This is a genomic window from Methylophaga sp. UBA2513 (assembly GCF_002341285.1).
Lineage (GTDB): Bacteria > Pseudomonadota > Gammaproteobacteria > Nitrosococcales > Methylophagaceae > Methylophaga > Methylophaga marina.
Map to the genome: position 1 here is coordinate 1 of NZ_DDNT01000006.1, position 25,110 is coordinate 25,110.

The window sequence follows — 25,110 nt, forward strand, 5'->3', positions numbered from 1 at the left end:
TCCCATGTGAAAGTAGGTCACTGCCAGGCTTTAATATAAAACAAGCCCATCTAAACGGATGGGCTTTTTTTATATCTAAAACCCTGACATGACTTCTCTTGACTCAGGGAGCAGCCCATGTGACATTTTTGTCAGGAACAAAAATGGACAGCAATAGCTGCCCGAAGGGTGAAGTACAGGGAGGCTCTTCATCAAAGTAGGTCACTGATAACGGCTCCTGCGTTATCGGCATACAAGACATCCGTGTAAATAACTGCCAGGCTTTAATACAAAAAAAAACAGTCGACATCTGTCGTCTGGTTTTTATTTATCTAATGTTTAGACCGTGACCTACTTGAACGAAGTGACCGCCAATCGCTCCTGCATTGGCGACATACCGCCATCCATGGACATAACAAAAACATCAGGAATGTTTTGGATGAGCGAAGGGAAGTCGCGCCGCGATTTGCACCAGGGATGGGGCAAACAAAGTAGGTCACTGATAACTGCTCCTACGTTATCGGCATACATGACATCCATGCATATAACGCCCATACATACTCTAGTTCACAGTTCTTAAGCTCTACACTGAGCGAATTGTACTACTTTGTTCGTTATATGCGAATCCAAATCTGAATAGACTTAGTGGCTGCCCAAAGCGTATGGCGGCGGCTTTAAATTAGCCGCCGGAAGAGGCAGAACTGAAGTCAGATTGCTGAAGACATTCATGTACTATCTGTAAAATGTACCCATGCGCCTTAATGCAGTATGCGTTAGAGGTGCTTTATACCAAGACTTAATCGATAATAATTCTGAGAATTAGATACTGAAATCGCGTATAGACGGTATATCGAGCAAGAAAGATGGAACATTTAAAAAAACATTAAGCATACTGAGACAGACATGTAGAGCTGTCTCTGATGCCTCAGACCGTATTGTCAATTGGTTATGATAAAGCTATCTTCGGCGTGAAAATATTCTTTCATTTATTAACTAGCTGATAATTAGACTCAGTAAATCTTGGCGAGCAAATGGCTAAAAATATCAGATCACAACCGCCGTTATTAGTAATGCGTTGTGGTGTTAGTGGTGGAATAATGACGATATCCCCTGCAGATACAAGTTCTGCTTGATTATCTCCTAGTTCGACTAATCCTTCCCCTTCTAAAATGACATAACGTTCTGTTGTCGCGTTTAAACGATGCCATTGTGTCGTGACGCCTGGACAAACTCTGGCTTGAGCTATTGATACATCAGAGTCATGTGAATCATTAGAAAGTTCGTTTATATAGCACCCTTCAAAAAAGAAATACTCTTTCTCTCGTGAGTAACGATGTATTGTGGGAGTTGTCATTTAACTGTCAGATCTCAAATCAATTTCTCAGAGTAGATGCTGGCTCAATGTCCATGGAGAAAATCATGCTGGATATATTCTAACGAACTCAGAGAAGTTTAAAACATATATCCATGCTATTGACCAACAAAATGTTGATTCGATAACTAGAAATGATTATTTGATTAATCCGCGAGTGCAGCCAACAGTAAAGAATCTCAATTAAGAGCCTTAAGAAAATAAATTCCAAATGATGAGAAAAGGGTGGCTATCAAAATCTCTCCCCTACTATTAACCTAATAACATTACTGTAGTTAGATGAATGAAGTTGCTTTGGCTATTTTTAGAATCTTATTGACCTGCTAGCCAATCATCATCGGAGCCTTCATTCATTCCTTCAAACAGATACGTTGATAAATAGCGTTCACCTGTATCCGGGAGCATTGCTAGAATTGTACTTCCAGGCTTTGCAGTTTCAGCTACTTTCATCGCGGTAGCTAAAGTGCCACCACATGATAGGCCAACAAAAATCCCTTCTTCACTTGCTAAACGGTGCGCCCAAGTTTTAGCTTCATCGTCTGTGACTGAGTACAGTTCGTCATAAACATTTCGATTTAATACATCAGGAATAAAATCAGGTGTCCAACCTTGGATTTTGTGCGGAGCCCAGTCATTACCGGCTAACATCGAAGCGGCAGCCGGCTCTGTTGCAATTATTTTGGTCTCTGGGCGAGCGGCTTTGATGATTTCACCGGCTCCAGTAAGTGTTCCACCTGTCCCCCAACCTGAAACCCAATAATCGAGAGGCTTACCAGCAAAGTCAGAGAGTATCTCCGGACCAGTTGTGTTGCGATGATAAGCCGGATTAGCTGGATTTTCGAACTGTTTAGCCAAAAACCAACCATATGTCTCAGCAAGTTCTTCAGCTTTTCTTACCATGCCTTTGCCGCTCTCTGCGGCTGGTGTCAGGATGACCTTTGCGCCTAAAGCACGCATAATTTTGCGTCTTTCTACTGAAAAGGTTTCTACCATCGTTGCGACAAAAGGATAACCTTTTGCTGCGCATACCATAGCGAGCGCAATACCAGTATTGCCTGATGTTGCTTCAACTACTGTTTGACCAGGTTTTAATACGCCACGTTTTTCAGCATCGTCTATAATCGCGTATGCTAAACGGTCTTTAACAGAACCCATCGGGTTGAAGGACTCAACCTTTACATACATATTCACATGATCTGGGGCGATATTATTTAATTTAACAACAGGTGTGTTGCCTATCGTATCGAGTATGCTGTTATATATCATATTATGTATTCGCTTCGTTAACTTATTGATATCGCTTTTTACTATAAGTCAGCTGCGGTGCTTTTATAGTAAATTATTTTCATAGCCATCAATTATCGCTTGAGCCGCTTCAATGTTATCTCGCTCGACAAAGACATGAGCAAAATCTGTAGCTGGGAGATCACCAACCGCGCCTTGTAGGAAGTGTCCGCCAACATGACATTCAATTTCGTGACTTTTTAATAAACCTGCGACTATGTGAGCCTCAAGAATATTATTAGCGCGAAATACTAGTTGCATTCGTTTTGTCTCCAATTAATATTGAGACTGGCACTCAGTTTAAAAAAAACAATGTGGTAAACGTTATTTTGTCGTTACATGTATTTGTTGTTTTGTGGATTGTTTAGCGGGTTTTTTGCTGTTTTCGATATTTGATGATGTCTGCAGAGCTCGTAATATATTTTGTCGTGTGATGGAGCCCACTAAGCGGTTATCTTTTATCACCGGCAAACATTTGTATACCGTTGATAAAAAGGTTTGTGCTATTTCGATGATAGAGTCTTCAACATCTGCTGTGGCACATTCAGAGTTCATGAATTCTCCGACTTGACCCGCTGCTTCACCTTGATATGCCGCATTAAGAGCAACTTGCATACAATCTTTTTCTGATAAGAAACCGATGAGGTTGCCATGATGATCAATGACCGGTGCACCGGATAGTTTAAATTCTACAAGTTGGTTAATTGCACGAAGTATGTCCATATCTGGCGTGAAGGTAATTTTAGTACCATTCATGTAATCTTTAACTTTCAACGGTGCTAACATGTTTACCTCCTCAAATAGGTGCTATTTTTGCTGTGCTTTTCGCTTTTCGCATGCTTCTTTTTCCTGAGCAGAACATGCGCCACCACAACTTCCGCTCAATCCAACTTGATTTAGACCGCCACAACTACCTTTGATCGCTGAACGACCGAATAGTACACCTATTGCCATTGCAGCAGTGATAATCAGTAGTAATACAAATGCGGCGATAAAAGTTGTCATCTAACCTCCAAAGTCATCCAAGAAGATGTTTTCACGTTCAACACCTAAATCTTCAAGCATATTAATGACTGCAGCATTCATCATTGGTGGACCACACATATAGAACTCACAGTCCTCAGGTGCTGGGTGATCCTTCAAATAGTTTTCATACAGCACGTTATGGATAAAGCCAGTGTACCCCTGCCAATTATCTTCTGGCAACGGATCTGATAAGGCCACATTCCAAGTGAAGTTTTCATTCTCTGCAGCCAGCTCATCAAAGTCTTCGGTATAGAACATCTCACGTAAACTGCGGGCACCATACCAGAAGCTGATCTTACGATCGGCTTTAATTCTGCGAAGCTGATCGAAAATATGTGAACGCATAGGTGCCATACCCGCACCACCACCAATAAAGACCATTTCCTTGTCAGTGTCTTTTGCAAAGAACTCACCGAATGGTCCTGATATGGTTACCTTATCACCTGGTTTTAAATTGAAGATATAAGATGACATTTGACCTGGTGGAATATCATCGTTATCAGGTGGTGGAGAAGCTATCCGAACGTTCAGCATAATGATGCCTTTCTCTTCAGGATAGTTCGCCATTGAATAAGCACGTACAACGTCTTCTTTTACTACAGACTTATACCGCCACATATCAAAGCGATCCCAGTCACCCCGGTAATCATCTTCTACATCGAAGCTTTTATATTCAACCGTATGAGGAGGGCACTCAATTTGAATAAATCCTCCTGCACGGAAATTAACATCTTCACCTGTAGGCAGTTCAAGAACAAGCTCTTTGATAAAGGTTGCTACGTTATGATTAGAGCGGACAGTACATTCCCATTTTTTGACACCGAAAACTTCTTCGGGCACTTCAATTTTCATGTTCTGTTTAACCGCTACTTGGCAGGATAAACGGTCACCTTCAGCGGCTTCACGCTTAGTAATGTGTGACTCTTCTGTCGGAAGGATTGAGCCACCACCTTCAAAAATTTTGACCTTACACTGTCCGCAAGTACCACCGCCACCGCAAGCTGAAGATACAAATAGATCTGCATCAGCGAGTGCGCCTAGTAATTTGCTACCCGCTTTTGTCTTGATGGTTTTTTCATCATTGATGACGATTTCAATATCACCCGTTGAGACTAATCGTGAGCGTGCTCCTAGTATCAAAAATACTAAGGCCATGATGATAAGGGTAAATAGTACGATGCCGAGTACGATTTCCATTACAATTGAATCCCAGAAAATGCCATAAAACCAAGTGCCATAAGTCCTGCGGTAATAAACGTAATGCCCAAACCTTGCAGTCCATCAGGTACATCTGAATATTTGAGTTTCTCACGTATGCCAGCGATAGCTGTAATAGCCATGGCCCAGCCGAGACCACTACCTACCCCGTATACAGCACTTTCAGATAGATTGTAGTCACGTTCAACCATGAATAGGGTTCCCCCAAGAATCGCGCAGTTCACAGTGATTAATGGTAAGAAAATACCTAGCGCGTTATACAGGGCGGGGGCATATTTATCCATGGCCATTTCGAGGATTTGTACCATGGCAGCGATAACGCCGATGTAGCTGATGAGCCCAAGGAAGCTTAAGTCAACATCTGGTAAGCCTGCCCAAGCCAGTGCGCCATCCTTGAGTAGATATTGGTAAATTAAGTTATTTGCCGGTACGGTAATCGTCTGAACCATGATGACAGCGATACCAAGCCCTAGTGCTGTTTCAATCTTTTTTGATACAGCAAGGAATGTACACATCCCTAAAAAGAAGGATAGAGCCAGGTTCTCAATAAAAATTGAGCGTACGAATAGGCTAAGATAATGTTCCATCTACAATACCTCCGTACGATGAACTTGATGGATTTGATAGTCGGGAGCTTCAACTTGCTCTTTCTTCCAGCTACGAACAGCCCAAATCAGTAGGCCAATAACAAAGAAAGCACTAGGCGGCAGCAACATAAGACCATTTGGGATATACCAACCACCGTCATTGGCCACTGGGATCACTTGATAGCCAAATAATTTACCGGCGCCCAAGAGCTCACGGAAGAATGCCACCAACATCAAAATAAGACTGTAGCCTAAGCCGTTACCGATGCCATCCAAAAAGCTTAGCATCGGTGGATTTTTCATTGCATATGCTTCTGCACGACCTAATACAATACAGTTAGTGATGATTAAGCCAACAAAAACAGACAACTGTTTACTCGCTTCAAAAGCGTAGGCTTTGAGTATCTGATCCACAATAATCACCAGTGAAGCGATGATGGTCATCTGGACGATGATTCGAATACTACCAGGAATATGTTTACGGATAGCACTGATACAGGCACCTGAGAAAGCTGTTACTGTTGTCAAAGCCAATGACATAATGAGTGCAGACATCATGTTAGTGGTAACAGCTAATGCAGAGCAGATACCCAGTACCTGAAGTGTAATTGGATTGTTATCAATGAGAGGATCGATAACATTATTTTTTGCTTGGCTTGCCATAAGTTATTTCCCCAATTCCGAATGCATGTTTTTCAGGTAAGGTCCAAAACCTTGGTCACCTAACCAGAATTGTAGAAGGTTGGTGACACCATTACTGGTCAATGTCGCACCAGATAAGCCATCAACTTTATATTCTGCATCAGGTGTACTAGGCTCAACATGCCCACGAATGACGCGTATTTCTACATTACCTTCTTCATCAAAAACTTTCTTGCCAATCCATTGAGCGCGCCATTTAGGGTTGTCAACTTCACCGCCAAGACCGGGTGTTTCAGCATGTTGATAGAAGCGTAAACCACGAATAGTGTTGAAGTCACTCTCCAGAGCTAAAAAGCCATATAACGTTGACCATAAACCATAGCCGTGAACAGGCAGCACCACTTGTTGAATATTGTCACCATCTTTCAGAATATATACAGGTGCGTACTTAGCGCGACGACCAATGCCGGCAATATCATCCTTGTCATCAATATTAATGCTCATTTGCGGGTCAGCTGATGCCGCACGTTGGTCATAACTAACGGGATCGATATCCTTGTCAGCATAATTACCTGTATCTAGATCAATCAATTTCACTTCAAACTGACTGAACAATTCATCAACGCTACCAGACTGATCATTTAAGCCTGTGACAGCAAGAATATTCTTTTTGATGTCAGCTTTCTTATTATCATCTTGTATCGGCCGTAAGTATACGGCCGCTGTAGATACCAGGACTGAACAAACCAGACATAACAGAATAGCGATAAAGAGTGTTTTTTTCGGATCATCATTAGGCAAATTTAATAACCCACCTAATAATCCTTTTTTTGTATTAGTTTCAGCCATGATGTTAACTTCGCTTCAATCTGCGTTTGATATTGGCCTGAACAACAAAATAGTCGATCAGGGGGGCGAAAATATTGCCAAATAATATGGCCAGCATAATACCTTCTGGGAAGGCTGGGTTCACGACACGAATCATAATCGCCATAAAACCAATCAATGCCCCATATATCCATCGGCCTTTATTTGTCATTGCTGCTGAGACAGGGTCTGTCGCCATAAAGACCATACCAAAAGCAAGGCCGCCCATCGTTAAATGCCAGTACCACGGTACACTAAACATAGGGTTTGTATCACTGCCTATTAGATTAAATAATAGGGTTGTAGCAAACATACCCAAAAATACGCCGAGAATAATCCTAAAATTGGCTACACGGGTATAGATGAGAAAAGCAGCACCGATCAAAATAGCAAGAGTTGATGTTTCCCCTAATGAGCCAGGCATAATGCCAAAGAAGGTTTGAGACCAGCTATAGCCTGCTGACTCAACAGCATCGATGCCACCTGATGCTGCTAGTGCTAATGGGGTCGCACCAGTATAGCCATCGACTGCAGTCCATACTGCGTCACCTGACATAGCTGCAGGATAGGCAAAGTACAGGAATGCACGGCCTGTTAATGCGGGGTTGAGGAAGTTTTTACCCGTACCACCGAATACTTCTTTACCCAAAACGACACCAAAAATGATACCGAGTGCGACCATCCATAACGGTGTTGAAGGTGGAAGTGTGAGGGTGTACAGCATGGAACTGACTAAGAAACCTTCATTGACTTCATGATTCCTGACTGCTGCAAAGATGACCTCAAAAACACCCCCAGCAACGAGTGTGGTGATGTACATGGGTAAAAAGTAAAGCAGCCCGTGGAACATATTAGCGAATAGACTATTGGGATCGTAGGCAATGCCTAACGAGCTCATTATCCAATTACGCCAGCCATCTAAGTCTGTCATGCCCATCTGTGTAATTGCGTTGTTGGCTTGAAAACCTGTATTCCAGAGCATCAATAACAACACAGGGAACGTGGCTACAACAACATAGCTCATTACCCGCTTGAGATCGATAGCATCACGGACGTGAGGAGAGCCTCTTGTTACATCAGCGGGTGAATAAATAAACGTATCCACCATCTCATATAACGCGAAATACTTTTCGTATGGGCCGCCTTTCTGAAATTGTGGCTCGATACGATCAAGAAAACGTCTTAAGCGTGCCATCAACTATCCTTCTATCTCAATTTGTGTCAAATTCGTTCTAAGTGCTGGGCCATAGTCATATTTACCTGAACAGACAAAGGAACATAATGACAAATCTTCTTCGTCGAGTTCCAAACAGCCCAGCTGTTGTGCTGTATCAGTGTCTTTAACCAGCAAAGAGCGCAGTAACTGTGTCGGCAAAATATCCAGTGGCATGACTCGTTCAAAAACACCTACTGGAACCATCGCACGGGGACTGCCATTTTGTGATGTCGTTAAAGGGACATCTTTTTGACGAAAAATGCTCGAAAAGAAAACATTAAGCGAAGAAAATTTGCCTTTACCACCGGGACGAATCCAACCGAGTAACTCACGCTCAACACTTTCAGCAATCACTGAGATTTGATTATGAAAACGGCCTAGATAGGCTGCCCAGTTGTTAGCCGTATGGCCATGCAACACAGAACCAGAAATGATACGAGACTGAATATTCTGAACTTCACCAAACACTAAGTCCTGGGTGCTAGCTCCCAGACGTGTGCGAATTAGGCGAGGCTTGTTTACCAGTGGTCCGGCAAAAGAAACAACGCGCTCAACCCAGAGGCGTCCAGTTGTGAAAAGCTTACCAATGGCGATGACATCTTGATAACCGATAGTCCACACTGATTTGCTAGCGCTGACCGGTTCAAGGAAATGAATGTGTGTACCCGCTAAACCTGCTGGGTGGGGACCAGAAAAAGTATGAACTTCGATATTATTTTTCTGATTGACTGGAAGGGCTGTGTCTGGAGCCTGGCAGACATAGACTTTTCCTTCTGTCAGTTGACTGAGAATCGTTAAACCATGTTTAAACTCTTCAGCATATTCGCTAATGATAATACTGGGATCAGCGGCAAGAGGGTTGGTATCAATGGCCGTGACAAAAATCGCATCAGGGACAGCTTCAACAGCTGGGGAGCGGCTGTATGGACGTGTGCGGAATGCTAGCCATAAACCTGAGTCAATCAAGTTTTTTGTGATATCTGCACGCTTTAGATTATCGAGATTGTTAGCATCATATTGTTCGAAAGTGATTTCATCATCACCCTCTAACTCAATTATCACTGATTGTAATGCTCGTTTCGCACCACGATTGATGGCTTTTACGATGCCTGCTCCGGGGGAGGTAAATTGAACACCTGGGTTCTTTTTATCAGTGAATAATGGCTGTCCGAGTTTAACTTTCTGGCCTTCTTCCACCATCATCGTAGGTTTCATACCTACATATTCATTACCCAATATGGCTACTGAATTGACTTTATTGCCATCATAGATAGTTTGTTCGGGTTTCCCCGAGATGGGCAAATCTAGCCCTTTCTTAATCGAGAAATGCATACTTCACCTGATCAGGAGACAACGGACGTACCTGCTATCTGTGTTACGTTAAATTCCCAGCTTGTAAGTATAAGTATTGTTTCTGATGAAAGAAAGCAGAAATCCCGATAAATATCAGCTTAAATCATTCATCTGCTTGAATGCGATCAGATTCTTTCAGCCATCTATAGGCAAGAACGAACCCTAAAAAGCTAAACACGCTAGCAATTAAAAATGTCCATATGGCGCCAGGGCTATCCCACATATAACCGCTGAATAAGCTGCCAATCACACCACCGGCACCAAAGCTGGCACTGCTGTATAAGGCTTGTCCTCTCCCTTGTGTTGGCCCTGTGAAATGGCGATGAACCCAAGCAATTGCAGACGCATGAAAACTACCATAACTTGCAGCATGTAATAATTGAGCGAGAATTAGCACAGTAAGGTTTTGCGGAAATAGGGCTATCAAAATCCAACGCAGTGTTGTAAGTAACAGGCTAGCCATGAAGACATTACGGAGTCCGAACTTGGGAAGCCAACGATGCATCACCAGAAATATGGCCACTTCAGCTAAAACACCGAGCGCCCATAATTGTCCAATCAAGCTGCTACTGTAATCATACTGTTCAAGGTAAATGGTATAGAAGGTGTAGTAGGGACCATGACTTGCTTGCATCAATAAGCAAACCAGCAAAAAAGCAATCACGCTGGGTCTTTTTAATAAGGTTCTTAACGACGTTGTTTGGTGATGAGCGGTCTTTGCTGATTCCGGTACTGTGAGGCTAAATAGCCAGATACCAATGACACTAAAGAGCAGTGCTGTAGGGACAATGTCAGGTTCAAAATGCTCTAGTAAATTGCCTAAAATCACGACAATGGTGATAAAGCCAATTGACCCCCATAAACGCACTTTACTGTAATAATGACTATCTTCACCGAGGTGTTGCAATGTGGTGACTTCAACCTGGGGTAACGATGCATTCCAGAAGAAGCTGAATAGCATCAAAATTATGGCTACGGCGAGGTATGATTGCTCGATGAATATAGCCGAAAATACGATGATGGTGGCAAAGCTAGCGAGCCTTACAATACGCATTCGGCGATCGTAATGGTCTGCTATCCATCCCCAAATATTGGGTGCGATAATTCTTGAGCCCATCAAGATGGCTGTCAGCTCACCAATTTGACTCGGACTAAATCCTTCCCATTTTAGATATAGACTCCAGTAGGGGACTAAGATCCCCAGACAGGCAAAATAGAAGAAGTAAAAGCCGGACAGGCGCCAGTATGGCAATTGGGATAAAGGCACCTGAACGATTTATGCTTGGCCTGGAATGATCGGCGTATCAGTTACGACATCCATATTTTGTGCACGATGACGTAAAACGTGATCCATCAGAACTAGTGCCAACATTGCTTCTGCAATAGGCGTGGCTCGGATACCGACGCAAGGATCATGGCGACCTTTAGTCACAACTTCAATCGCATTTCCTTGAGTATCAATACTACGACCAGGCAAACGTAAACTAGAAGTTGGCTTTAAAGCAATACTGACAAGTAAATCCTGACCGCTGGTGATGCCACCTAATGTGCCACCTGCATGATTACTGAGGAACCCATCAGCCGTGATTTCATCTCGATGTTCAGTTCCTTTTTGAGTAACCGCATCAAAGCCAGCGCCGATCTCAACGCCCTTCACTGCATTGATACTCATCATCGCATGGGCGATATCGGCATCAATACGATCAAATATGGGTTCGCCCAAACCAACAGGAACATGACGAGCCACAACATTAATTCTGGCTCCAACTGAGTTGCCTTCTTTACGTAAGGCATCCATATAGTTTTCGAGTTCAGATTCTTTATCTGGATCAGGTGAAAAAAAGGCACTTTTTTCAACATGTGACCAGTCTAATGTATCGACTTTTATCGGTCCCAGTTGTGATAAATACGCCTGTATTTCAATGCCATAACGTTCTCGAAGGTATTTTTTGGCAATACCGCCGGCAGCGACACGCATGGCGGTTTCTCGTGCTGAAGAACGACCACCGCCACGATAATCACGCATGCCGTATTTTTGGTGGTAAGTGTAATCCGCATGCGCTGGTCTGAACTGATGCATGATGTTGCCGTAATCTTTGGATCGTTGATCAACGTTTTCAATCAACATCCCAATAGGCGTGCCTGTTGTTTTGCCTTCAAATACACCAGATAGAATCTTAACTTGGTCAGGCTCACGGCGTTGTGTTTCATGGCGCGATTTACCTGGGCGCCGACGGTCTAAATCTCTTTGGAGATCCGCTTCTGTGAGTTCAAGTCCTGGAGGACAACCATCTACGATACATCCTAAAGCTTGTCCATGACTCTCACCAAAAGTGGTCACAGTGAAGAGTTTTCCAAAGGTATTACCTGACATATCTCATTCCGATTGGCATTAAGGTTAAACAATAAATAATTTGGCAAAGCCTAAAAAGGCGACAAAGCCAACAACGTCTGTAACGGTCGTTAGCAAAACACTGCCAGACAGGGCCGGATCGATACCAATTCGCTTCAGCCCCAGTGGTATGGTGACCCCAGCTAGTGCGGCTGCGACTAAATTAATAACGATGGCGCTCCCTATAAGCAGGCCCAAAGACAGGCTATTAAACCAGATCACAGTCACTACTGCGATAGCCGTCGCCCATATCAAACCATTGGTGGCGCCTACTAACATTTCTTTGCGCAACAGCCAGCGCTCATTTTTGCTGTTCAACTGACCTAATGCCATCGAGCGAATAACGAGTGTTAATGTTTGACTACCGGCTATCCCCCCCATGCTGGCAACGATTGGCATAAGAACAGCCAGCGCGACTTGTTTTTGGATAGTTGTTTCAAACAGACCAATTACCCATGAGGCAAGAAAAGCTGTAATTAAGTTAACAGCGAGCCAGATGGAGCGGCGATTGACGCTTTTTTTCACTGTTGCGAAAGTATCTTCATCTTCGCCTAAGCCCGCCATGCTTAACATGGAGTGCTCTGCTTCATCACGAATAACGTCTACAACGTCATCAATCGTGATACGACCAAGTAGACGGTTATCTTTATCTACCACTGGTGCAGAAATCAGGTCATGTTTTTCAAATCGTCTTGCCACATCACGATCAGTCATATTTGCTGGAATAGGATCCACTTGATGTGACATGACTTCACTGACCAATAATGAGCGACTTCGACTGACAACCTGAGAGAGCCTTAACGTGCCAAGGTAGTGATCATTGTGGTCAACCACGTATAAGCTGTCGGTATTTTCCGGTAACTCACCGAGCATACGTAAATAACGTAAAACGACTTCTAAGGTGATATCCGTCCTGACGGTGGTGACGTCGGTGTTCATCAAACCACCGGCGCTATCCTCGTCATAGGCTAAAACGGCTTCAACACGACGCCTGTGTTGAATGTCCATCGCACGTAATATTTCATGCACAACATGATCGGGGAGATCCTGCAGAATATCGGCGATATCGTCTGTATCAAGGTCTTCGGTGGCATTGATGAGATCGGCCGTGTCCATATCCGTCATCAGATCGGTACGGACTTCTTCACCAATATAGGATAGAACCTCACCACGCAGATCGGGATTAATCAGGGGCCAGCAGATTTTTCTTTCGTTAGGTGGTAAAGATTCAAGTAAATGAGCTGTTTCTGCCGGATGCAGGCCCGCCAGTAAACGACGCATTCTGACAAAACGTCCGCTTTGCAATGCATCGGATAAAGCATTGATTGATTGATTAAGGGCGTGGTCGTGGTCCAGCTCAGACATATCCAGTTCTCAACGGTGGAGGTGTTTAGGATTGTGATTAGGCTTTATTTTAGCTTGCTTAGCCTTTACTGGATAGCGTGAGATAGCTTGTGGCTAATGAAATACTCTGATTTGGTGAGATTTTTTCCTATCAAAATCATTCATTACAGCCTTGCTAATGTTTATTACCTTCTAACTTAGTGACTGGGGCCATTAATATCTTCTAATAACAAATCAAGGGCTAAGGGGTCAGTTGTATTCATGATATCCAATGTGTTGAGTGGTAATTCACTCAAATTGGTTTCATTTATCACCTGTTTCACTTCAAGTATGGCATTGGGATGCATACTGAAGTTTTCCAAGCCCATGGCAAGTAAGAGTCTGGTATAGCGTGGATCACCAGCCATTTCACCACACATAGATACATCGACATTGTGCTGTTTACCCGCTTGCAGCGTCATATAGATTAGTCGTAATACAGCAGGGTGCAGCGGGTCGTAAAGGTAGTTGACGTGATCATCTATACGGTCGATGGCAAGTGTATATTGGATGAGATCATTGGTACCAATCGAGAGAAAGTCGACATGCTGTGCGAAAATTTCGGCACAGACTGCGCTCGCTGGCACTTCAATCATCGCCCCCACCTCAATGTGATGATCGTATTCGAGGTGTTCTTTATCTAATTCTTGCTTGCACTGTTCCAATAGGTTTTTTGCCTGCAATAGTTCATTCACCGTCGATATCATCGGGAACATGATTTTGATTTTGCCATAGGCCGAGGCGCGCAAAATGGCTCTTAATTGTGTACGAAACATGGTTGGTTGAGTCAAACATAGACGAATCGCACGCATGCCCAGTGCCGGATTGGTCACAACCGTCTGGTTCAGGTTGCGTCCACCATCGACTGTTTTATCTGCGCCAAGGTCAAAGGTACGTATGGTGACTGGCTGATTATTCATACCTTCAACCACATCACGGTATGCTGACAATTGCTCTTCCTCCTCAGGAGGGGACAACCGGTTCATGTATAAGAACTCAGTACGGTAAAGCCCTATACCTTGAGCGCCGGCACTACTGATAGTGGTGACATCCTCTGGCAATTCGGCATTAGCTAATAGTGTGACGGATTTGCCATCACGTGTTTTAGTGGGTTGAGATTTATATCGACTGAGTGAGGAGATATGCTCACGGAAAGCAATCAATCTGCCTTCATATTCAAATTGGGTGCGTTCATCTGCCCCCAATAGCATCACACCTGTCTCGCCATCGACAATCAGTGGTTCGTTATCCTGTACATAGCGTCGGACTGACTCAACACCTACGATGGCTGGAATACCTAAACTTCTCGCTAAGATAGTTGTGTGAGATGTCGCGCCACCGTGTTCGGTGACAAAAGCCACAATTCCCTGATGTTGCATCAGTACGGTATCTGCCGGGGTCAGATCTTCGGCGATAATGATGTGGCCCTTGAGCCGGCCATCAGGAATTTCGTGATCAGCGACTTCTTGATCTGCCAGAATACGATGAATACGGTTGACCACATGATCCACATCATCACGGCGTGTACGGAGATAAGGATCGTCCATTTCATTAAAGACATTGATCAAAGCGTCACGCTGTAATTGCAAAGCCCATTCGGCATTACAACGGCGCTGACGGATCATGTCGACCGGAATCTTATTCAGCGAAGAGTCGCTTAACATTAATAGATGTGTATCAATGAAAGAAGTGACATCAGCTGGGGCATTTGCTGGAATATGATTACGAATGGATTTTAATTGTTGTTTTGCTTGATCAATGGCATCAAGAAAACGATCCACTTCCTGTTCAATAGCAAAAGCCGGTATGAGATATTCACGAACATCTGGTTGATTATGAAAAAGAATATGGGCACGGCCCATAGCAATGCCACGAGAGACGCCAATACCTTGCAACTCAAGTGTCATTCACCTTCTCCAAAATAATCATTTATCAGGGTATCCAAGGAGGCTAATGCTTGTTCCGCATCTGCACCTTCTGCAGTGACTGTGATTTCAGAGCCTTTTGCGGCTGCCAGCATCATTACACCCATAATGCTTTTTCCATTCACCGTTCTGTTTTCTCTTGAGACGGTAATGTCTGCTTGGTGAGCTGATGCCGTTGTGACGAATTTAGCTGCAGCTCTGGCATGCAACCCTAGTTTATTAATTATTGTGAATGTTTTTGTCATCATTTTCTTGAGTAGCCTGTGTGATGACAGCGAACCACGCCTTCTTGTCCACCACTTAACGCTTTTATTTCGAGCTCTTCTAAATTAAGGGCTGGGTAATTCAAAACACGTATCAGCATAGGAAGGTTGAGACCCGAGACCACCCGGATATCTGTTCTATCAGATACGGCGCACGCTATATTACTAGGCGTTGAACCGAACATGTCAGTCAGTATGAGGATACCGTGACCTTGATCAAGTTTTTTTAAGTCTTCATCCATTTCTAATCGAATGGCTTCCGGATTATCTTTGGTTTCGATAGAAATGACTTTCGTCGGAAGAGGGCAGCAAGATAACATTTGACGAGCGGTATTGATGAGCTCTGTACCGATGTTATTGTGCGAAACGAGTAAAACGCCTACGGTCATATTAGTTCTCTATAAAAACAGCCATGGCTGTAGATAGACAAATTGGCTCTGCCTCTGTCTTTAAACGATAATGAATGTAATAGATATACGACATGTCATCAAGTTAATGTGAAATGCTCATTGCTGAATTTGCTGTTGTTGCCGGTATTTTAGCTGTTCATTCGCATTATTTGTCATTCTTTGCATTTTTAACCAGGTCAGCAACCGTATACTGAGCGAGGATGGATTTGATAATGACAAGTGTAGCATTGGTGTAGCTATGCCCAGAATCTGTTCCTCACTCTGGTTTCCTTCAAGTTGACTCACTTGCTTTAATGTCTCATGCAGGTTTAGCTGAAAGTGTAATGGGCAGGTATCCAGCACGTGCGCGCTGCCAAAATGTTTCCTGATATTGATTGTGCCGAGCTCTCTTGTATTGAGGAGATCTTTCAGTATGGACGGTGCAGTCGCTATCAATTCATGTTTGTGACGATGAATATCAACCACATCATCAGCAACAAATTGATGACCTTCACTAATCAGTTGAAGAGCCAGACTGCTTTTACCTATGCCTGGTGGGCCTTTGATGAGAACACCTAAACCATCAACACAGACCATCACTCCATGAAGTGAGAGGTGTTGGCTAGTTTGAGGCACGATTAATCTTCGTCGATGGAGAGCAGTAACTCAAAAATCTGTTCTGCGCTATTTGCATTGCGCAGTTTCTGGCAGATTTCCGGATCGCGAAATAAAGTCACGAGGCGTGACAAATGTTGTAGGTGATGGTCGGTATCTTCTTCAGGCACGAGTAAACCAAAAGCAATATCGATAGGTTGGTTGTCAACGGATTCAAAAGGAACGGGTGTTTCGAGTGTGAGCATAGCGGCGATGGTATGAGTCAGTCCGGGGACTCGGGCGTGAGGTATAGCCACGCCCTTGCCCAGACCTGTACTGCCTAGTCTTTCTCGTTCTAATAACACCTGAAATATTTTTTCTGCTGTTGTCGCATTCGTATTACTGGCTAACTTCTGACTTAAGTTTTCCAGTACTTTCTTTTTGCTCGTAGCATTGTCATGAAAGCTGATACTGTCAGCGTTAACCAATAATGCGGCAATTAGCATAAAAAAGAATCTCTTATTAGTTGACGTTGTGCTTCATTTCGGCACCGACTGACTGATGATGATCGGTGATTTTATCTTTGTGTTTAATGATTTGACGGTCCAGCTTGGCAACCAGATTCTCAATAGCAGAATACATGTTTTCATTTTCATCTGAGGCGAACAAGTCTGCGCCGCTGACATGAACAGTCGCTTCCGCTTTCTGACGTTGTTTTTCTACTGATAACACAACATGAACATTGGTCATGTGATCAAAATGGCGAGTCAGTTTTTCGAATTTTTTGTTGACGTGATCGCGTAAGCTGTCAGTGATTTCGATATGTTGTCCGCTTAAATTTAACTGCATAATGTTGGACTCCTTTTGAGTGATGATAACTGGTTTTACACCAGTCGTTTACGCTCATTCGATGGCGCAATTGCCAACGTTTCACGATATTTTGCAATTGTTCGTCTGGCGACATTAATACCTTGTTCTCCGAGGATATCGGCAATTTTACTGTCGCTCAATGGTTTTCGTGGATTTTCAGCTGCAACCAGTTTTTTGATGATAGCGCGAATCGCTGTAGCTGAACATTCTCCGCCGGCCTCAGTACTGACATGGCTGGAGAAAAAGTATTTCAGTTCAAAAATTCCGCGAGGTGTATGTAAGTATTTGCGCGTTGTGACCCTGGAAATCGTTGATTCGTGCATTTCCACAGCTTCAGCAATATCGGCCAATACCAGCGGCTTCATCGCTTCTTCACCAAAATCGAGAAAGTCTTTTTGTCTGTCAATAATCGCTTCGGTGACTTTTAATAAGGTTTCGTTGCGGCTTTGTAAGCTTTTCAGAAACCAGCGTGCTTCCTGCAGATTATTTTTCAGATAGGTGTTTTCGGCACTGTTATCAGCCCGATTGATCAGTTGCGCGTAGTGTTCAGCTATTTGCAAGCGTGGGGCATTATCAGGATTAAGAGATAAGACCCACTGACTTTTTGATTTTCTGGCGTACACGTCTGGAACGATATATTCCGTTGTATCTGTCTGGATTTGACTGCCGGGGCGCGGGTTTAAAAGCTGGATAGAGCGAACCAATTCGGTCAATTCATCATCCGACACTTTCAAAGCACGCTTAATTTGGGCGTAGTCGCGTTTGGCCAATGTATCCAGATGTTTATCAATTAACTCTCTCATCAGATCAATGTGAGGTAGACCTGAGGCTTGATACACCCGAAGTTGAATCAGTAAACATTCACGTAAGTCTCTGGCTGCCACGCCGACAGGATCAAAATGCTGTATACGGTGAAGCACGGTCTCGATTTCATCTAACTCTATTTCAGCAAATTCTTCACCTAAGCTTGCTTGGATATCGTCGAGAGAAGTTTTCAGGTAGCCATCATCTTCAATTGAATCAATAATGATAGTCGCGATAGCTTCTTCGATTTCAGTGAAATGAGTCAGTCGCATTTGCCAAAGCAGGTGTTGCTGTAGCGAGTCAGTGCTCTCGTCCTGATTCTCGCGTTCCATATCACCGTCATGAATAACATTGCTGTTACTGGTACTGACGGGTTGATAATCGTAGGTATCTTCCCACTGACTATCTACAGGAAGATCTTCGGGAATATTCTGATTGTCGAGCTCACTGATTTCGCGACTGGTCTGATCTTCGGTGTTTGATTTGCGTGCGTTCTCGTCAACTTCAAAGTCTTCTTCAACTTCGAGCAAAGGGTTGGTTTCGAGTGCTTCCTGAATTTCTGTTTGTAACTCAAGCGAAGACAATTGCAGCAAACGAATGGCTTGCTGTAATTGCGGAGTCATTGACAGACTCTGGCCTACACGCAGCTGTAATGAGGGTTTCACGAGAATTCTTTATGTGTTTTGACGACCATGTAAATATGTTACCGCAAGTCTTATGCCATTGCCTACAGCTACATACAAAATCTTAACTGTAGATTTATTTAATCAGGCCTAAACGATCACAAATGGTGAGTGTCGGGTCAACCTTATTCATGGTGTAGAAATGTATACCAGGTACACCCAAATCGATTAATTGCTGAGTAAAGTCAGTTAAAAAATCAACGGTGAACGCAGTCATTGATGCCGTATCATCGTAAAAAGCTTCCAGTTTCTTGCGAAGCCATCGAGGGATTTCGGCACCACAACCTGCTGAAAATCGAGCCAGCTGGGCATAGTTATTGATGGGCATAATGCCCGGAATGATAGGAATATCAATGCCTTGTTGTTCACAGGCATCAACAAAATAACGATATGCATCAATATTGTAGAAATATTGTGTAATCGCACTATTCGCACCTGCATCCACTTTACGTTTGAAGTTGATAAGGTCATGTTCAGCAGACTGTGCTTGCGGGTGTACTTCAGGATAGGCGGCTACTTCGATGGTAAAGAAGTCACCTGTTTCTTTTCGAATAAACTCAACAAGCTCACTGGCATAACGAAAGTCACCTGGTGCTTGCATACCTGATGGCAGATCACCACGAAGTGCGACAATGCGGTGAATATTATTATTGCGATAGGTATCCAGTAATACACGGATACGTTCTGCGGATGAGCCTACACAAGAAAGGTGGGGGGCGGCATCAATGTTGGTCACTGCATGCTGCTTTTGAATGTCTATAACCGCATCCATCGTATTGTCTTGTGTTGAACCGCCTGCGCCAAAGGTCACTGAGAAAAACTCAGGTTTAAGAGGGGCAAGCTGTTCTCGGACACTACTTAAATTGGCAATGCCTTTTTCCGTTTTTGGGGGAAAGAATTCGCAGCTTAAAGTGAGGTTTTTGGCCATATCCATTAACTTTGATTAGAAAAATGGGCTGAAAACTCAGCCCATTTTTAGATTGATTAAAGATTAATATCTGTAGTGTTCAGGTTTGAATGGGCCTGTTTTTTCCAGCCCCAGATATTTTGATTGCTCGTCTGTCAGCGTAGTCAGGTTGGCACCAATCCGACCCAAGTGCAGTTGTGCGACTTTTTCATCCAGTTTTTTCGGTAATACGTAGACTTTATTTTCATAATTGTCTGTATTTTGCCATAACTCGATTTGGGCCATGACTTGGTTAGTGAACGAGGCTGACATCACAAAGCTTGGATGACCGGTTGCACAGCCAAGATTCACCAGACGACCTTCAGCTAACAGAATGATGCGTTTACCATCAGGGAAGATAACGTGATCAACTTGCGGCTTGATGTTCTCCCATTCATATTTACGCAGGGAAGCGACATCAATTTCTGAATCAAAGTGACCAATATTGCAAACGATGGCTTCATTTTTCATCTTCAGCATATGGTCATGGTTGATAACATCGATGTTACCTGTTGTGGTGACGAAGATATCGCCCATTGCTGCCACATCATCCATAGAAACAATACGATAGCCTTCCATGCTGGCTTGAAGCGCACAGATTGGATCAATTTCAGTCACCATAACGGTGGCGCCCATGCCACGGAATGCCTGTGCACAGCCTTTACCCACATCACCGTAACCTAAAACAACGCAGATTTTGCCGGCGATCATCACGTCCGTGGCGCGTTTAATACCGTCGAGTAGTGATTCACGGCAACCATAAAGGTTATCAAACTTGGATTTAGTGACAGAGTCATTGACGTTAATGGCTGGCACTTTCAATGTGCCTGCTTTCATCATTTCATACAGACGGTGAACACCGGTTGTTGTTTCTTCTGACAGGCCTTTCACGTCATTTAATAATTCTGAATATTTATCATGCATGATTTGGGTTAAGTCACCACCATCGTCCAGAATCATATTAGGACGCCAGTTGTCTGGACCCATGATCGTTTGTTCGATACACCAAACCGCTTCTTCTTCTGTCTCACCTTTCCAGGCAAATACTGGAATACCTTGATCAGCAATTGCGGCTGCGGCATGGTCTTGTGTCGAGAAAATATTGCATGATGACCAGCGAACTTCAGCGCCGAGTTCGACTAAGGTTTCAATCAATACGGCTGTCTGAATCGTCATATGTAAGCAGCCGGCGATACGAGCACCTTTCAGTGGCGCTTGGCCAGCATACTCTTCACGTAAGGCCATTAGACCTGGCATTTCGCTTTCAGCAATTTTAATTTCTTGATGGCCCCATTTAGCCAAGCTGATGTCAGCAACTTTATAATCAGGGGTTAAATTTTCGATTGGTGATTCCATTGTTCGTTTCCTCAAATTCTTTTATAAACCGGCAGCGTCGCGTAATACATCTGCCATATCTGTTCTTTCCCAGCTAAAATCAACATCTTCACGGCCAAAGTGACCATAAGCCGCTGTTGGTTGGTAGATAGGTTTGATTAAATCGAGCATCTTAATTAAGCCAACTGGTCGTAAATCAAAGTATTCACGAACCAGGGCGACCAGTTTTTCTTGAGAAATTTTTCCGGTACCAAATGTCTCTACACTGATAGAGGTCGGATCAGCCACACCAATGGCATAAGACACCTGGATTTCACAGCGATCGGCTAAGCCTGCGGCAACAATGTTCTTCGCTACATAACGACCTGCATAAGCCGCACTGCGATCGACTTTTGATGGGTCTTTACCAGAGAAAGCACCACCACCATGACGAGCCATACCACCATAGGTATCAACGATGATTTTTCTGCCTGTCAGACCACAGTCGCCGACAGGACCACCGATAATAAATTGTCCGGTAGGGTTGATATGGATTTTTGTATCTTTAGTTAGCCATTCAGCGGGCAGTGTGGGTTTGATAATGCTTTCCATCACCGCTTCATGAAGACTGGCTTGTGAAATATCCGGGCTGTGCTGTGTGGATAATACAACGGCATCAATACCAACAGGTTTTCCATCTTCATAGATGAATGTCACCTGACTTTTGGCATCTGGACGTAGCCAGCTTAACTCGCCATTTTTACGAACCTCTGATTGGCGTTTTACCAGACGGTGTGCGTAAGTAATCGGTGCTGGCATGAGAACATCAGTTTCGTTACTGGCATAACCAAACATTAAACCCTGGTCACCCGCGCCCTGATTTTCTTCTGTGTCTCTATCAACGCCCATGGCGATGTCAGAGGATTGTTTACCAATCAGAGACATAACCGCACAGGTTTGACCATCAAAACCCACATCTGAGCTGTTATAACCGATATCGGTGATGGTTTTACGAACAACATCTTCGAGATCGACCCATGCTGAAGTACTGATTTCACCAGCAACGATGGCGGTGCCTGTCTTTACTAATGTTTCACAAGCCACGCGAGCATGGAGATCTTGGCGAAGAATTTCATCCAAGATGGCATCTGAAATTTGATCGGCAACTTTGTCTGGGTGGCCTTCCGATACAGATTCAGAAGTGAAAAGATAATTGCTACTCATAGTCAACTTCCTCATTACAATGAGATTGTGGTAATGATAGTTGTGCTATTTGAGGGGGAATAAATCTCGCTCATTACTATCAGTTACCTGTTAATAATGAACGCAGTTAAATAATGGAGTATTGAATAAGCCTAGCAGGTTAACCACCTGTTGCAGCGTTCCTTATTCGAAATGACATATTAATCTATATAGAGAATTTTTCAAGCTTAATTATCTTCACAAAGTCGTCACACAGCGTGGTCTAGAGCGTTAATCGGTCTCCATTTTGTTTCAGCCATAGCTTATGTTCTTTGTATGTAGGACAGATGTCCGCTACCAACTGCCAGAAAGCCTTTGAATGGTTATGATGCCGGAGGTGACAAAGCTCATGAAGGATGACGTAATCAATGACTTTGTCAGTGGCCATGATAAGTTTCCAATTGAGCTGAATATCGCCCGAGCGATAACAGCTTCCCCAGCGAGCTTTATAGGTTTTTATGGTAAGACTTTTAGGAAAGAACTGATACGCTTCCGCCAATTGAAAAAATCGTGATGTCAGAATTTCATTAGCCTGTTGCCGGTACCATTTTTCCAGTTGACGTTTAATACCTTCTGCCGATATATCTTTTTTCTTGGTATAGAGCTGTATGCGATTGTCGATGTGTTTAATGGTATTTTCAGCGCTGCTGGTATGAATATCTAATTGATACATGTTCCCTAGAAATAAAAAAGACTCCCCATCTGCGTAAACGGTGTCTCTGGTGACTGGCAGTTGTTCAAGTTTTTGTTTTATCCACGCCCTTTTTTTATCCACAAAGTCTTGTGCTGTTTTGACTGCAAGTGTCGTTGGTATCCGCACAATGACTTCACCTTGCTTAATAACCAACGCCATACTTTTACGGCGTGAACTGCGAATAATGGTGTAATCAAAGCCTTCAGGGTGTGTATGTGTCATAAATAATCGTTATAAGCAGATTTTTGTGAGCTGATTTGAGAAAATGTCCCATTAATCTACGTCAATTGAATCATGTCATCATCATTATCTTTTATAGACTCCAGAAAATTATCCGTTGCACCCATGTTGGATTGGACCGACCGTGATTTTCGTTATTTGTTACGGCTTATTTCGAAACATGCTTTGCTCTACACAGAAATGGTGACCACAGGGGCGTTGATTCATGGTGATAGACAGCGATTTTTAGCACATGATGCCGCTGAATATCCGTTGGCACTTCAACTGGGCGGTTCTGACCCCGCTGCTTTGGCTGAGTGTGCCAAGATGGGCGAAGATGCTGGTTATAGTGAAATTAATCTGAATGTCGGCTGCCCAAGTGACAGAGTGCAATCGGGCAGTTTTGGCGCTTGCTTGATGGCTGAACCGAATTTAGTCGCTGAAGGCGTAGCGGCGATGAAAAACGCGGTGACTATACCAGTGACTGTAAAAACCCGTTTGGGCATAGATGAGCACGACAGTTATGAGTTTCTGACTCATTTCGTTGATGCTGTATCAGCTGCAGGCTGTAATATTTTCATTCTACATGCCCGTAAGGCCTGGCTTAAAGGCTTAAGTCCAAAAGAAAATCGTGATGTGCCACCCCTGGATTATGAACGTGTTTATCACATCAAAAAGGACTATCCACACCTACACATCGATATTAATGGCGGTATTCATAGTTTGGTGGAAGCCCAGCAGCATCTGCAATATGTGGATGGCGCCATGCTGGGTAGAGCGATTTATCATGACCCGTACCTGCTTATCGATGCGGATGAACGCATTTTTCTGCAAGCGGCTACTGACAAGCCAAGTCGACATGATGTCATTGAAGCTATGTTGCCGTATATCGAGCAAAGAATGAAACAAGGACGACCGCTGAAATCTATCACACGACATTTACTAGGTTTATTTCAAGGCCAACCAGGTGCTAGACGCTGGCGGCGGCATTTAAGTGAGAATGCCCACTTAGGAGACGCAGGCATTCACACAGTTCAACAAGCCTTAAGTCTGGTCGACAAGGTTTAGTTTCTGAGGCCAGTGCCTTTTTTCAACAGATATAAGGCATATACGGTGAGTGCTACGATGAACAACATGATGATGCCAAAGGCTGCCATGATAGGGATATCTGAAATGCCCAGCATACCGTAACGAAAAGCATTGACCATGTACAAAATAGGGTTCAATAGTGAAACGTTTTGCCAAAAGTCTGGCAATAAATCGATAGAGTAAAACACTCCACCCAGATAGGTTAGCGGGGTTAGAATGAAGGTCGGGATGATGGCAATTTCATCAAAACTGCGTGCATAAATCGCATTGATGAACCCACCCAATGCAAATAAAACCGCACTGAGAAATACCATGCTGATGGTAATAAAAATATGTTCCACCGGCAGGTGAGTAAAGAACAGTGATACCAGTGTCACGATAATCCCCACACACAGCCCCCGAGCCGTACCACCTGCGACATAACCTGCCAAAATCAAGTAATTCGGAATGGGTGCCACAATCAGCTCTTCAATGTGATTTTGGAACTTGGCACTGAAGAACGAGGAGGCCACATTTGAATAGGCATTATTGATCACGGCCATCATGATAATGCCAGGCACGATATATTCCATGTAACTGAAACCACCCATTTCACCAATACGGCTACCTATGAGATTACCGAAAATGATGAAATATAAAGTCATCGTAATGGCTGGGGGCAAGATGGTCTGCGGCCATATTCTGAAGAAACGACGGATTTCACGATATAGCAATGTGGAAAAGGCGACCCAGTGTCTTTGGCGACGAGTTGGTGTCATA

At 43.6% G+C, this 25,110-nt stretch carries 27 protein-coding genes and 1 riboswitch; of the genes, 1 reads left to right on the top strand and 26 read right to left on the bottom strand.

Annotated elements, in window-relative coordinates; all coding sequences use genetic code 11:
* Nucleotides 1-961: 961 nt before the first annotated feature.
* The 25 genes from B3V56_RS01760 to B3V56_RS01880 form a co-directional block, all read right to left on the bottom strand.
* Nucleotides 962-1,333 (bottom strand): cupin domain-containing protein, encoded by a 372-nt coding sequence (locus B3V56_RS01760; RefSeq protein WP_289281899.1) that lies wholly within the window; start codon nucleotides 1,331-1,333, stop codon nucleotides 962-964.
* 330 nt (nucleotides 1,334-1,663) lie between these two features.
* On the bottom strand, nucleotides 1,664-2,617 hold the full coding sequence (cysK, locus tag B3V56_RS01765) for a cysteine synthase A (RefSeq protein WP_286303554.1): 954 nt from the start codon (nucleotides 2,615-2,617) through the stop codon (nucleotides 1,664-1,666).
* Between the two features lie 63 nt (nucleotides 2,618-2,680).
* Nucleotides 2,681-2,896 carry a DUF2007 domain-containing protein gene (locus B3V56_RS01770; protein WP_286303555.1) on the bottom strand — a complete coding sequence of 72 codons (216 nt, stop codon included), beginning with the start codon at nucleotides 2,894-2,896 and terminating at the stop codon, nucleotides 2,681-2,683.
* 63 nt (nucleotides 2,897-2,959) lie between these two features.
* Nucleotides 2,960-3,421, bottom strand: coding sequence for a CBS domain-containing protein (locus B3V56_RS01775; RefSeq protein ID WP_289281898.1), 462 nt, complete (start codon nucleotides 3,419-3,421; stop codon nucleotides 2,960-2,962).
* A 21-nt stretch (nucleotides 3,422-3,442) separates the two neighbouring features.
* The gene (gene nqrM / locus B3V56_RS01780) at nucleotides 3,443-3,640 is read right to left on the bottom strand and encodes a (Na+)-NQR maturation NqrM (protein ID WP_286303557.1); all 198 of its coding nucleotides are present in this window, start codon (nucleotides 3,638-3,640) and stop codon (nucleotides 3,443-3,445) included.
* Nucleotides 3,641-4,858, bottom strand: a complete 1,218-nt coding sequence (gene nqrF, locus B3V56_RS01785; protein ID WP_289281897.1) for an NADH:ubiquinone reductase (Na(+)-transporting) subunit F — start codon at nucleotides 4,856-4,858, stop codon at nucleotides 3,641-3,643. It lies immediately after the preceding gene.
* Nucleotides 4,858-5,466, bottom strand: a complete 609-nt coding sequence (nqrE, locus tag B3V56_RS01790) for an NADH:ubiquinone reductase (Na(+)-transporting) subunit E (protein WP_286303559.1) — start codon at nucleotides 5,464-5,466, stop codon at nucleotides 4,858-4,860. Before nqrE ends, nqrF begins: the two co-directional genes overlap by 1 nt.
* Nucleotides 5,467-6,129, bottom strand: a complete 663-nt coding sequence (locus B3V56_RS01795) for an NADH:ubiquinone reductase (Na(+)-transporting) subunit D (RefSeq protein ID WP_286303560.1) — start codon at nucleotides 6,127-6,129, stop codon at nucleotides 5,467-5,469.
* A gap of 3 nt (nucleotides 6,130-6,132) precedes the next feature.
* Nucleotides 6,133-6,957, bottom strand: a complete 825-nt coding sequence (locus B3V56_RS01800) for a Na(+)-translocating NADH-quinone reductase subunit C (RefSeq protein ID WP_286303561.1) — start codon at nucleotides 6,955-6,957, stop codon at nucleotides 6,133-6,135.
* Between the two features lie 4 nt (nucleotides 6,958-6,961).
* On the bottom strand, nucleotides 6,962-8,170 hold the full coding sequence (locus tag B3V56_RS01805; RefSeq protein ID WP_289245339.1) for an NADH:ubiquinone reductase (Na(+)-transporting) subunit B: 1,209 nt from the start codon (nucleotides 8,168-8,170) through the stop codon (nucleotides 6,962-6,964).
* Between the two features lie 3 nt (nucleotides 8,171-8,173).
* The gene (locus B3V56_RS01810) at nucleotides 8,174-9,523 is read right to left on the bottom strand and encodes a Na(+)-translocating NADH-quinone reductase subunit A (RefSeq protein ID WP_289281895.1); all 1,350 of its coding nucleotides are present in this window, start codon (nucleotides 9,521-9,523) and stop codon (nucleotides 8,174-8,176) included.
* Between the two features lie 124 nt (nucleotides 9,524-9,647).
* Nucleotides 9,648-10,811, bottom strand: coding sequence for an MFS transporter (locus B3V56_RS01815; protein WP_289245341.1), 1,164 nt, complete (start codon nucleotides 10,809-10,811; stop codon nucleotides 9,648-9,650).
* A 9-nt stretch (nucleotides 10,812-10,820) separates the two neighbouring features.
* A complete protein-coding gene (aroC, locus tag B3V56_RS01820) occupies nucleotides 10,821-11,918 on the bottom strand; it encodes a chorismate synthase (RefSeq protein ID WP_289281893.1) in 1,098 nt (365 codons plus the stop codon).
* 24 nt (nucleotides 11,919-11,942) lie between these two features.
* Nucleotides 11,943-13,301, bottom strand: coding sequence for a magnesium transporter (gene mgtE / locus B3V56_RS01825; protein ID WP_289245343.1), 1,359 nt, complete (start codon nucleotides 13,299-13,301; stop codon nucleotides 11,943-11,945).
* A gap of 176 nt (nucleotides 13,302-13,477) precedes the next feature.
* Nucleotides 13,478-15,226 (bottom strand): phosphoenolpyruvate--protein phosphotransferase, encoded by a 1,749-nt coding sequence (gene ptsP, locus B3V56_RS01830; protein ID WP_286303565.1) that lies wholly within the window; start codon nucleotides 15,224-15,226, stop codon nucleotides 13,478-13,480.
* On the bottom strand, nucleotides 15,223-15,492 hold the full coding sequence (locus tag B3V56_RS01835) for an HPr family phosphocarrier protein (RefSeq protein ID WP_286303566.1): 270 nt from the start codon (nucleotides 15,490-15,492) through the stop codon (nucleotides 15,223-15,225). The genes ptsP and B3V56_RS01835 overlap by 4 nt, the downstream gene beginning before the upstream one ends.
* Nucleotides 15,489-15,896, bottom strand: coding sequence for a PTS sugar transporter subunit IIA (locus B3V56_RS01840; RefSeq protein WP_289245346.1), 408 nt, complete (start codon nucleotides 15,894-15,896; stop codon nucleotides 15,489-15,491). The genes B3V56_RS01835 and B3V56_RS01840 overlap by 4 nt, the downstream gene beginning before the upstream one ends.
* Before the next feature lie 117 nt (nucleotides 15,897-16,013).
* A complete protein-coding gene (locus B3V56_RS01845; protein WP_289283915.1) occupies nucleotides 16,014-16,532 on the bottom strand; it encodes an HPr kinase/phosphorylase in 519 nt (172 codons plus the stop codon).
* A 2-nt stretch (nucleotides 16,533-16,534) separates the two neighbouring features.
* Nucleotides 16,535-16,996 carry a PTS sugar transporter subunit IIA gene (locus B3V56_RS01850; protein WP_286303571.1) on the bottom strand — a complete coding sequence of 154 codons (462 nt, stop codon included), beginning with the start codon at nucleotides 16,994-16,996 and terminating at the stop codon, nucleotides 16,535-16,537.
* A gap of 16 nt (nucleotides 16,997-17,012) precedes the next feature.
* Nucleotides 17,013-17,339, bottom strand: coding sequence for a ribosome hibernation-promoting factor, HPF/YfiA family (gene hpf / locus B3V56_RS01855; RefSeq protein WP_286303572.1), 327 nt, complete (start codon nucleotides 17,337-17,339; stop codon nucleotides 17,013-17,015).
* A 35-nt stretch (nucleotides 17,340-17,374) separates the two neighbouring features.
* A complete protein-coding gene (locus B3V56_RS01860; protein ID WP_289282359.1) occupies nucleotides 17,375-18,829 on the bottom strand; it encodes an RNA polymerase factor sigma-54 in 1,455 nt (484 codons plus the stop codon).
* A gap of 94 nt (nucleotides 18,830-18,923) precedes the next feature.
* Nucleotides 18,924-19,775, bottom strand: coding sequence for a methylenetetrahydrofolate reductase [NAD(P)H] (gene metF / locus B3V56_RS01865; protein WP_289282360.1), 852 nt, complete (start codon nucleotides 19,773-19,775; stop codon nucleotides 18,924-18,926).
* Between the two features lie 63 nt (nucleotides 19,776-19,838).
* Nucleotides 19,839-21,149 (bottom strand): adenosylhomocysteinase, encoded by a 1,311-nt coding sequence (gene ahcY / locus B3V56_RS01870; RefSeq protein WP_289282361.1) that lies wholly within the window; start codon nucleotides 21,147-21,149, stop codon nucleotides 19,839-19,841.
* A gap of 21 nt (nucleotides 21,150-21,170) precedes the next feature.
* Complete coding sequence (metK, locus tag B3V56_RS01875; RefSeq protein ID WP_289282362.1) at nucleotides 21,171-22,331, bottom strand: methionine adenosyltransferase; 1,161 nt, start codon at nucleotides 22,329-22,331, stop codon at nucleotides 21,171-21,173.
* 91 nt (nucleotides 22,332-22,422) lie between these two features.
* Nucleotides 22,423-22,501, bottom strand: a riboswitch (S-adenosyl-L-homocysteine riboswitch).
* Between the two features lie 71 nt (nucleotides 22,502-22,572).
* On the bottom strand, nucleotides 22,573-23,265 hold the full coding sequence (locus B3V56_RS01880) for a M48 family metallopeptidase (protein ID WP_289282363.1): 693 nt from the start codon (nucleotides 23,263-23,265) through the stop codon (nucleotides 22,573-22,575).
* 72 nt (nucleotides 23,266-23,337) lie between these two features.
* Here B3V56_RS01880 and dusA point away from each other — a divergent pair, with 72 nt between their 5' ends.
* On the top strand, nucleotides 23,338-24,330 hold the full coding sequence (dusA, locus tag B3V56_RS01885; RefSeq protein ID WP_289282364.1) for a tRNA dihydrouridine(20/20a) synthase DusA: 993 nt from the start codon (nucleotides 23,338-23,340) through the stop codon (nucleotides 24,328-24,330).
* On the opposite strand, the gene B3V56_RS01890 is transcribed toward dusA, so the two are convergent.
* On the bottom strand, nucleotides 24,327-25,109 hold the full coding sequence (locus B3V56_RS01890) for an ABC transporter permease (protein ID WP_286303577.1): 783 nt from the start codon (nucleotides 25,107-25,109) through the stop codon (nucleotides 24,327-24,329). The genes dusA and B3V56_RS01890 overlap by 4 nt on opposite strands.
* Between the last annotated feature and the right edge of the window lies 1 nt (nucleotide 25,110).

What these genes read in the sequence shown, in the direction of transcription:
- B3V56_RS01795 (WP_286303560.1), bottom strand. Translation starts at nt 6,129, where the DNA reads ATGGCAAGCCAAGCAAAAAATAATGTTATCGATCCTCTCATTGATAAC.
- hpf (WP_286303572.1), bottom strand. Translation starts at nt 17,339, where the DNA reads ATGCAGTTAAATTTAAGCGGACAACATATCGAAATCACTGACAGCTTA.
- ptsP (WP_286303565.1), bottom strand. Translation starts at nt 15,226, where the DNA reads ATGACACTTGAGTTGCAAGGTATTGGCGTCTCTCGTGGCATTGCTATG.
- metK (WP_289282362.1), bottom strand. Translation starts at nt 22,331, where the DNA reads ATGAGTAGCAATTATCTTTTCACTTCTGAATCTGTATCGGAAGGCCAC.
- B3V56_RS01800 (WP_286303561.1), bottom strand. Translation starts at nt 6,957, where the DNA reads ATGGCTGAAACTAATACAAAAAAAGGATTATTAGGTGGGTTATTAAAT.
- aroC (WP_289281893.1), bottom strand. Translation starts at nt 11,918, where the DNA reads ATGTCAGGTAATACCTTTGGAAAACTCTTCACTGTGACCACTTTTGGT.
- nqrE (WP_286303559.1), bottom strand. Translation starts at nt 5,466, where the DNA reads ATGGAACATTATCTTAGCCTATTCGTACGCTCAATTTTTATTGAGAAC.
- B3V56_RS01850 (WP_286303571.1), bottom strand. Translation starts at nt 16,996, where the DNA reads ATGCTAATTGCCGCATTATTGGTTAACGCTGACAGTATCAGCTTTCAT.
- B3V56_RS01810 (WP_289281895.1), bottom strand. Translation starts at nt 9,523, where the DNA reads ATGCATTTCTCGATTAAGAAAGGGCTAGATTTGCCCATCTCGGGGAAA.
- B3V56_RS01880 (WP_289282363.1), bottom strand. Translation starts at nt 23,265, where the DNA reads ATGACACATACACACCCTGAAGGCTTTGATTACACCATTATTCGCAGT.
- B3V56_RS01805 (WP_289245339.1), bottom strand. Translation starts at nt 8,170, where the DNA reads ATGGCACGCTTAAGACGTTTTCTTGATCGTATCGAGCCACAATTTCAG.
- cysK (WP_286303554.1), bottom strand. Translation starts at nt 2,617, where the DNA reads ATGATATATAACAGCATACTCGATACGATAGGCAACACACCTGTTGTT.
- B3V56_RS01840 (WP_289245346.1), bottom strand. Translation starts at nt 15,896, where the DNA reads ATGACCGTAGGCGTTTTACTCGTTTCGCACAATAACATCGGTACAGAG.
- B3V56_RS01890 (WP_286303577.1), bottom strand. Translation starts at nt 25,109, where the DNA reads ATGACACCAACTCGTCGCCAAAGACACTGGGTCGCCTTTTCCACATTG.
- B3V56_RS01760 (WP_289281899.1), bottom strand. Translation starts at nt 1,333, where the DNA reads ATGACAACTCCCACAATACATCGTTACTCACGAGAGAAAGAGTATTTC.
- ahcY (WP_289282361.1), bottom strand. Translation starts at nt 21,149, where the DNA reads ATGGAATCACCAATCGAAAATTTAACCCCTGATTATAAAGTTGCTGAC.
- B3V56_RS01775 (WP_289281898.1), bottom strand. Translation starts at nt 3,421, where the DNA reads ATGTTAGCACCGTTGAAAGTTAAAGATTACATGAATGGTACTAAAATT.
- nqrM (WP_286303557.1), bottom strand. Translation starts at nt 3,640, where the DNA reads ATGACAACTTTTATCGCCGCATTTGTATTACTACTGATTATCACTGCT.
- B3V56_RS01770 (WP_286303555.1), bottom strand. Translation starts at nt 2,896, where the DNA reads ATGCAACTAGTATTTCGCGCTAATAATATTCTTGAGGCTCACATAGTC.
- nqrF (WP_289281897.1), bottom strand. Translation starts at nt 4,858, where the DNA reads ATGGAAATCGTACTCGGCATCGTACTATTTACCCTTATCATCATGGCC.
- dusA (WP_289282364.1), top strand. Translation starts at nt 23,338, where the DNA reads ATGTCATCATCATTATCTTTTATAGACTCCAGAAAATTATCCGTTGCA.
- mgtE (WP_289245343.1), bottom strand. Translation starts at nt 13,301, where the DNA reads ATGTCTGAGCTGGACCACGACCACGCCCTTAATCAATCAATCAATGCT.
- metF (WP_289282360.1), bottom strand. Translation starts at nt 19,775, where the DNA reads ATGGCCAAAAACCTCACTTTAAGCTGCGAATTCTTTCCCCCAAAAACG.
- B3V56_RS01835 (WP_286303566.1), bottom strand. Translation starts at nt 15,492, where the DNA reads ATGATGACAAAAACATTCACAATAATTAATAAACTAGGGTTGCATGCC.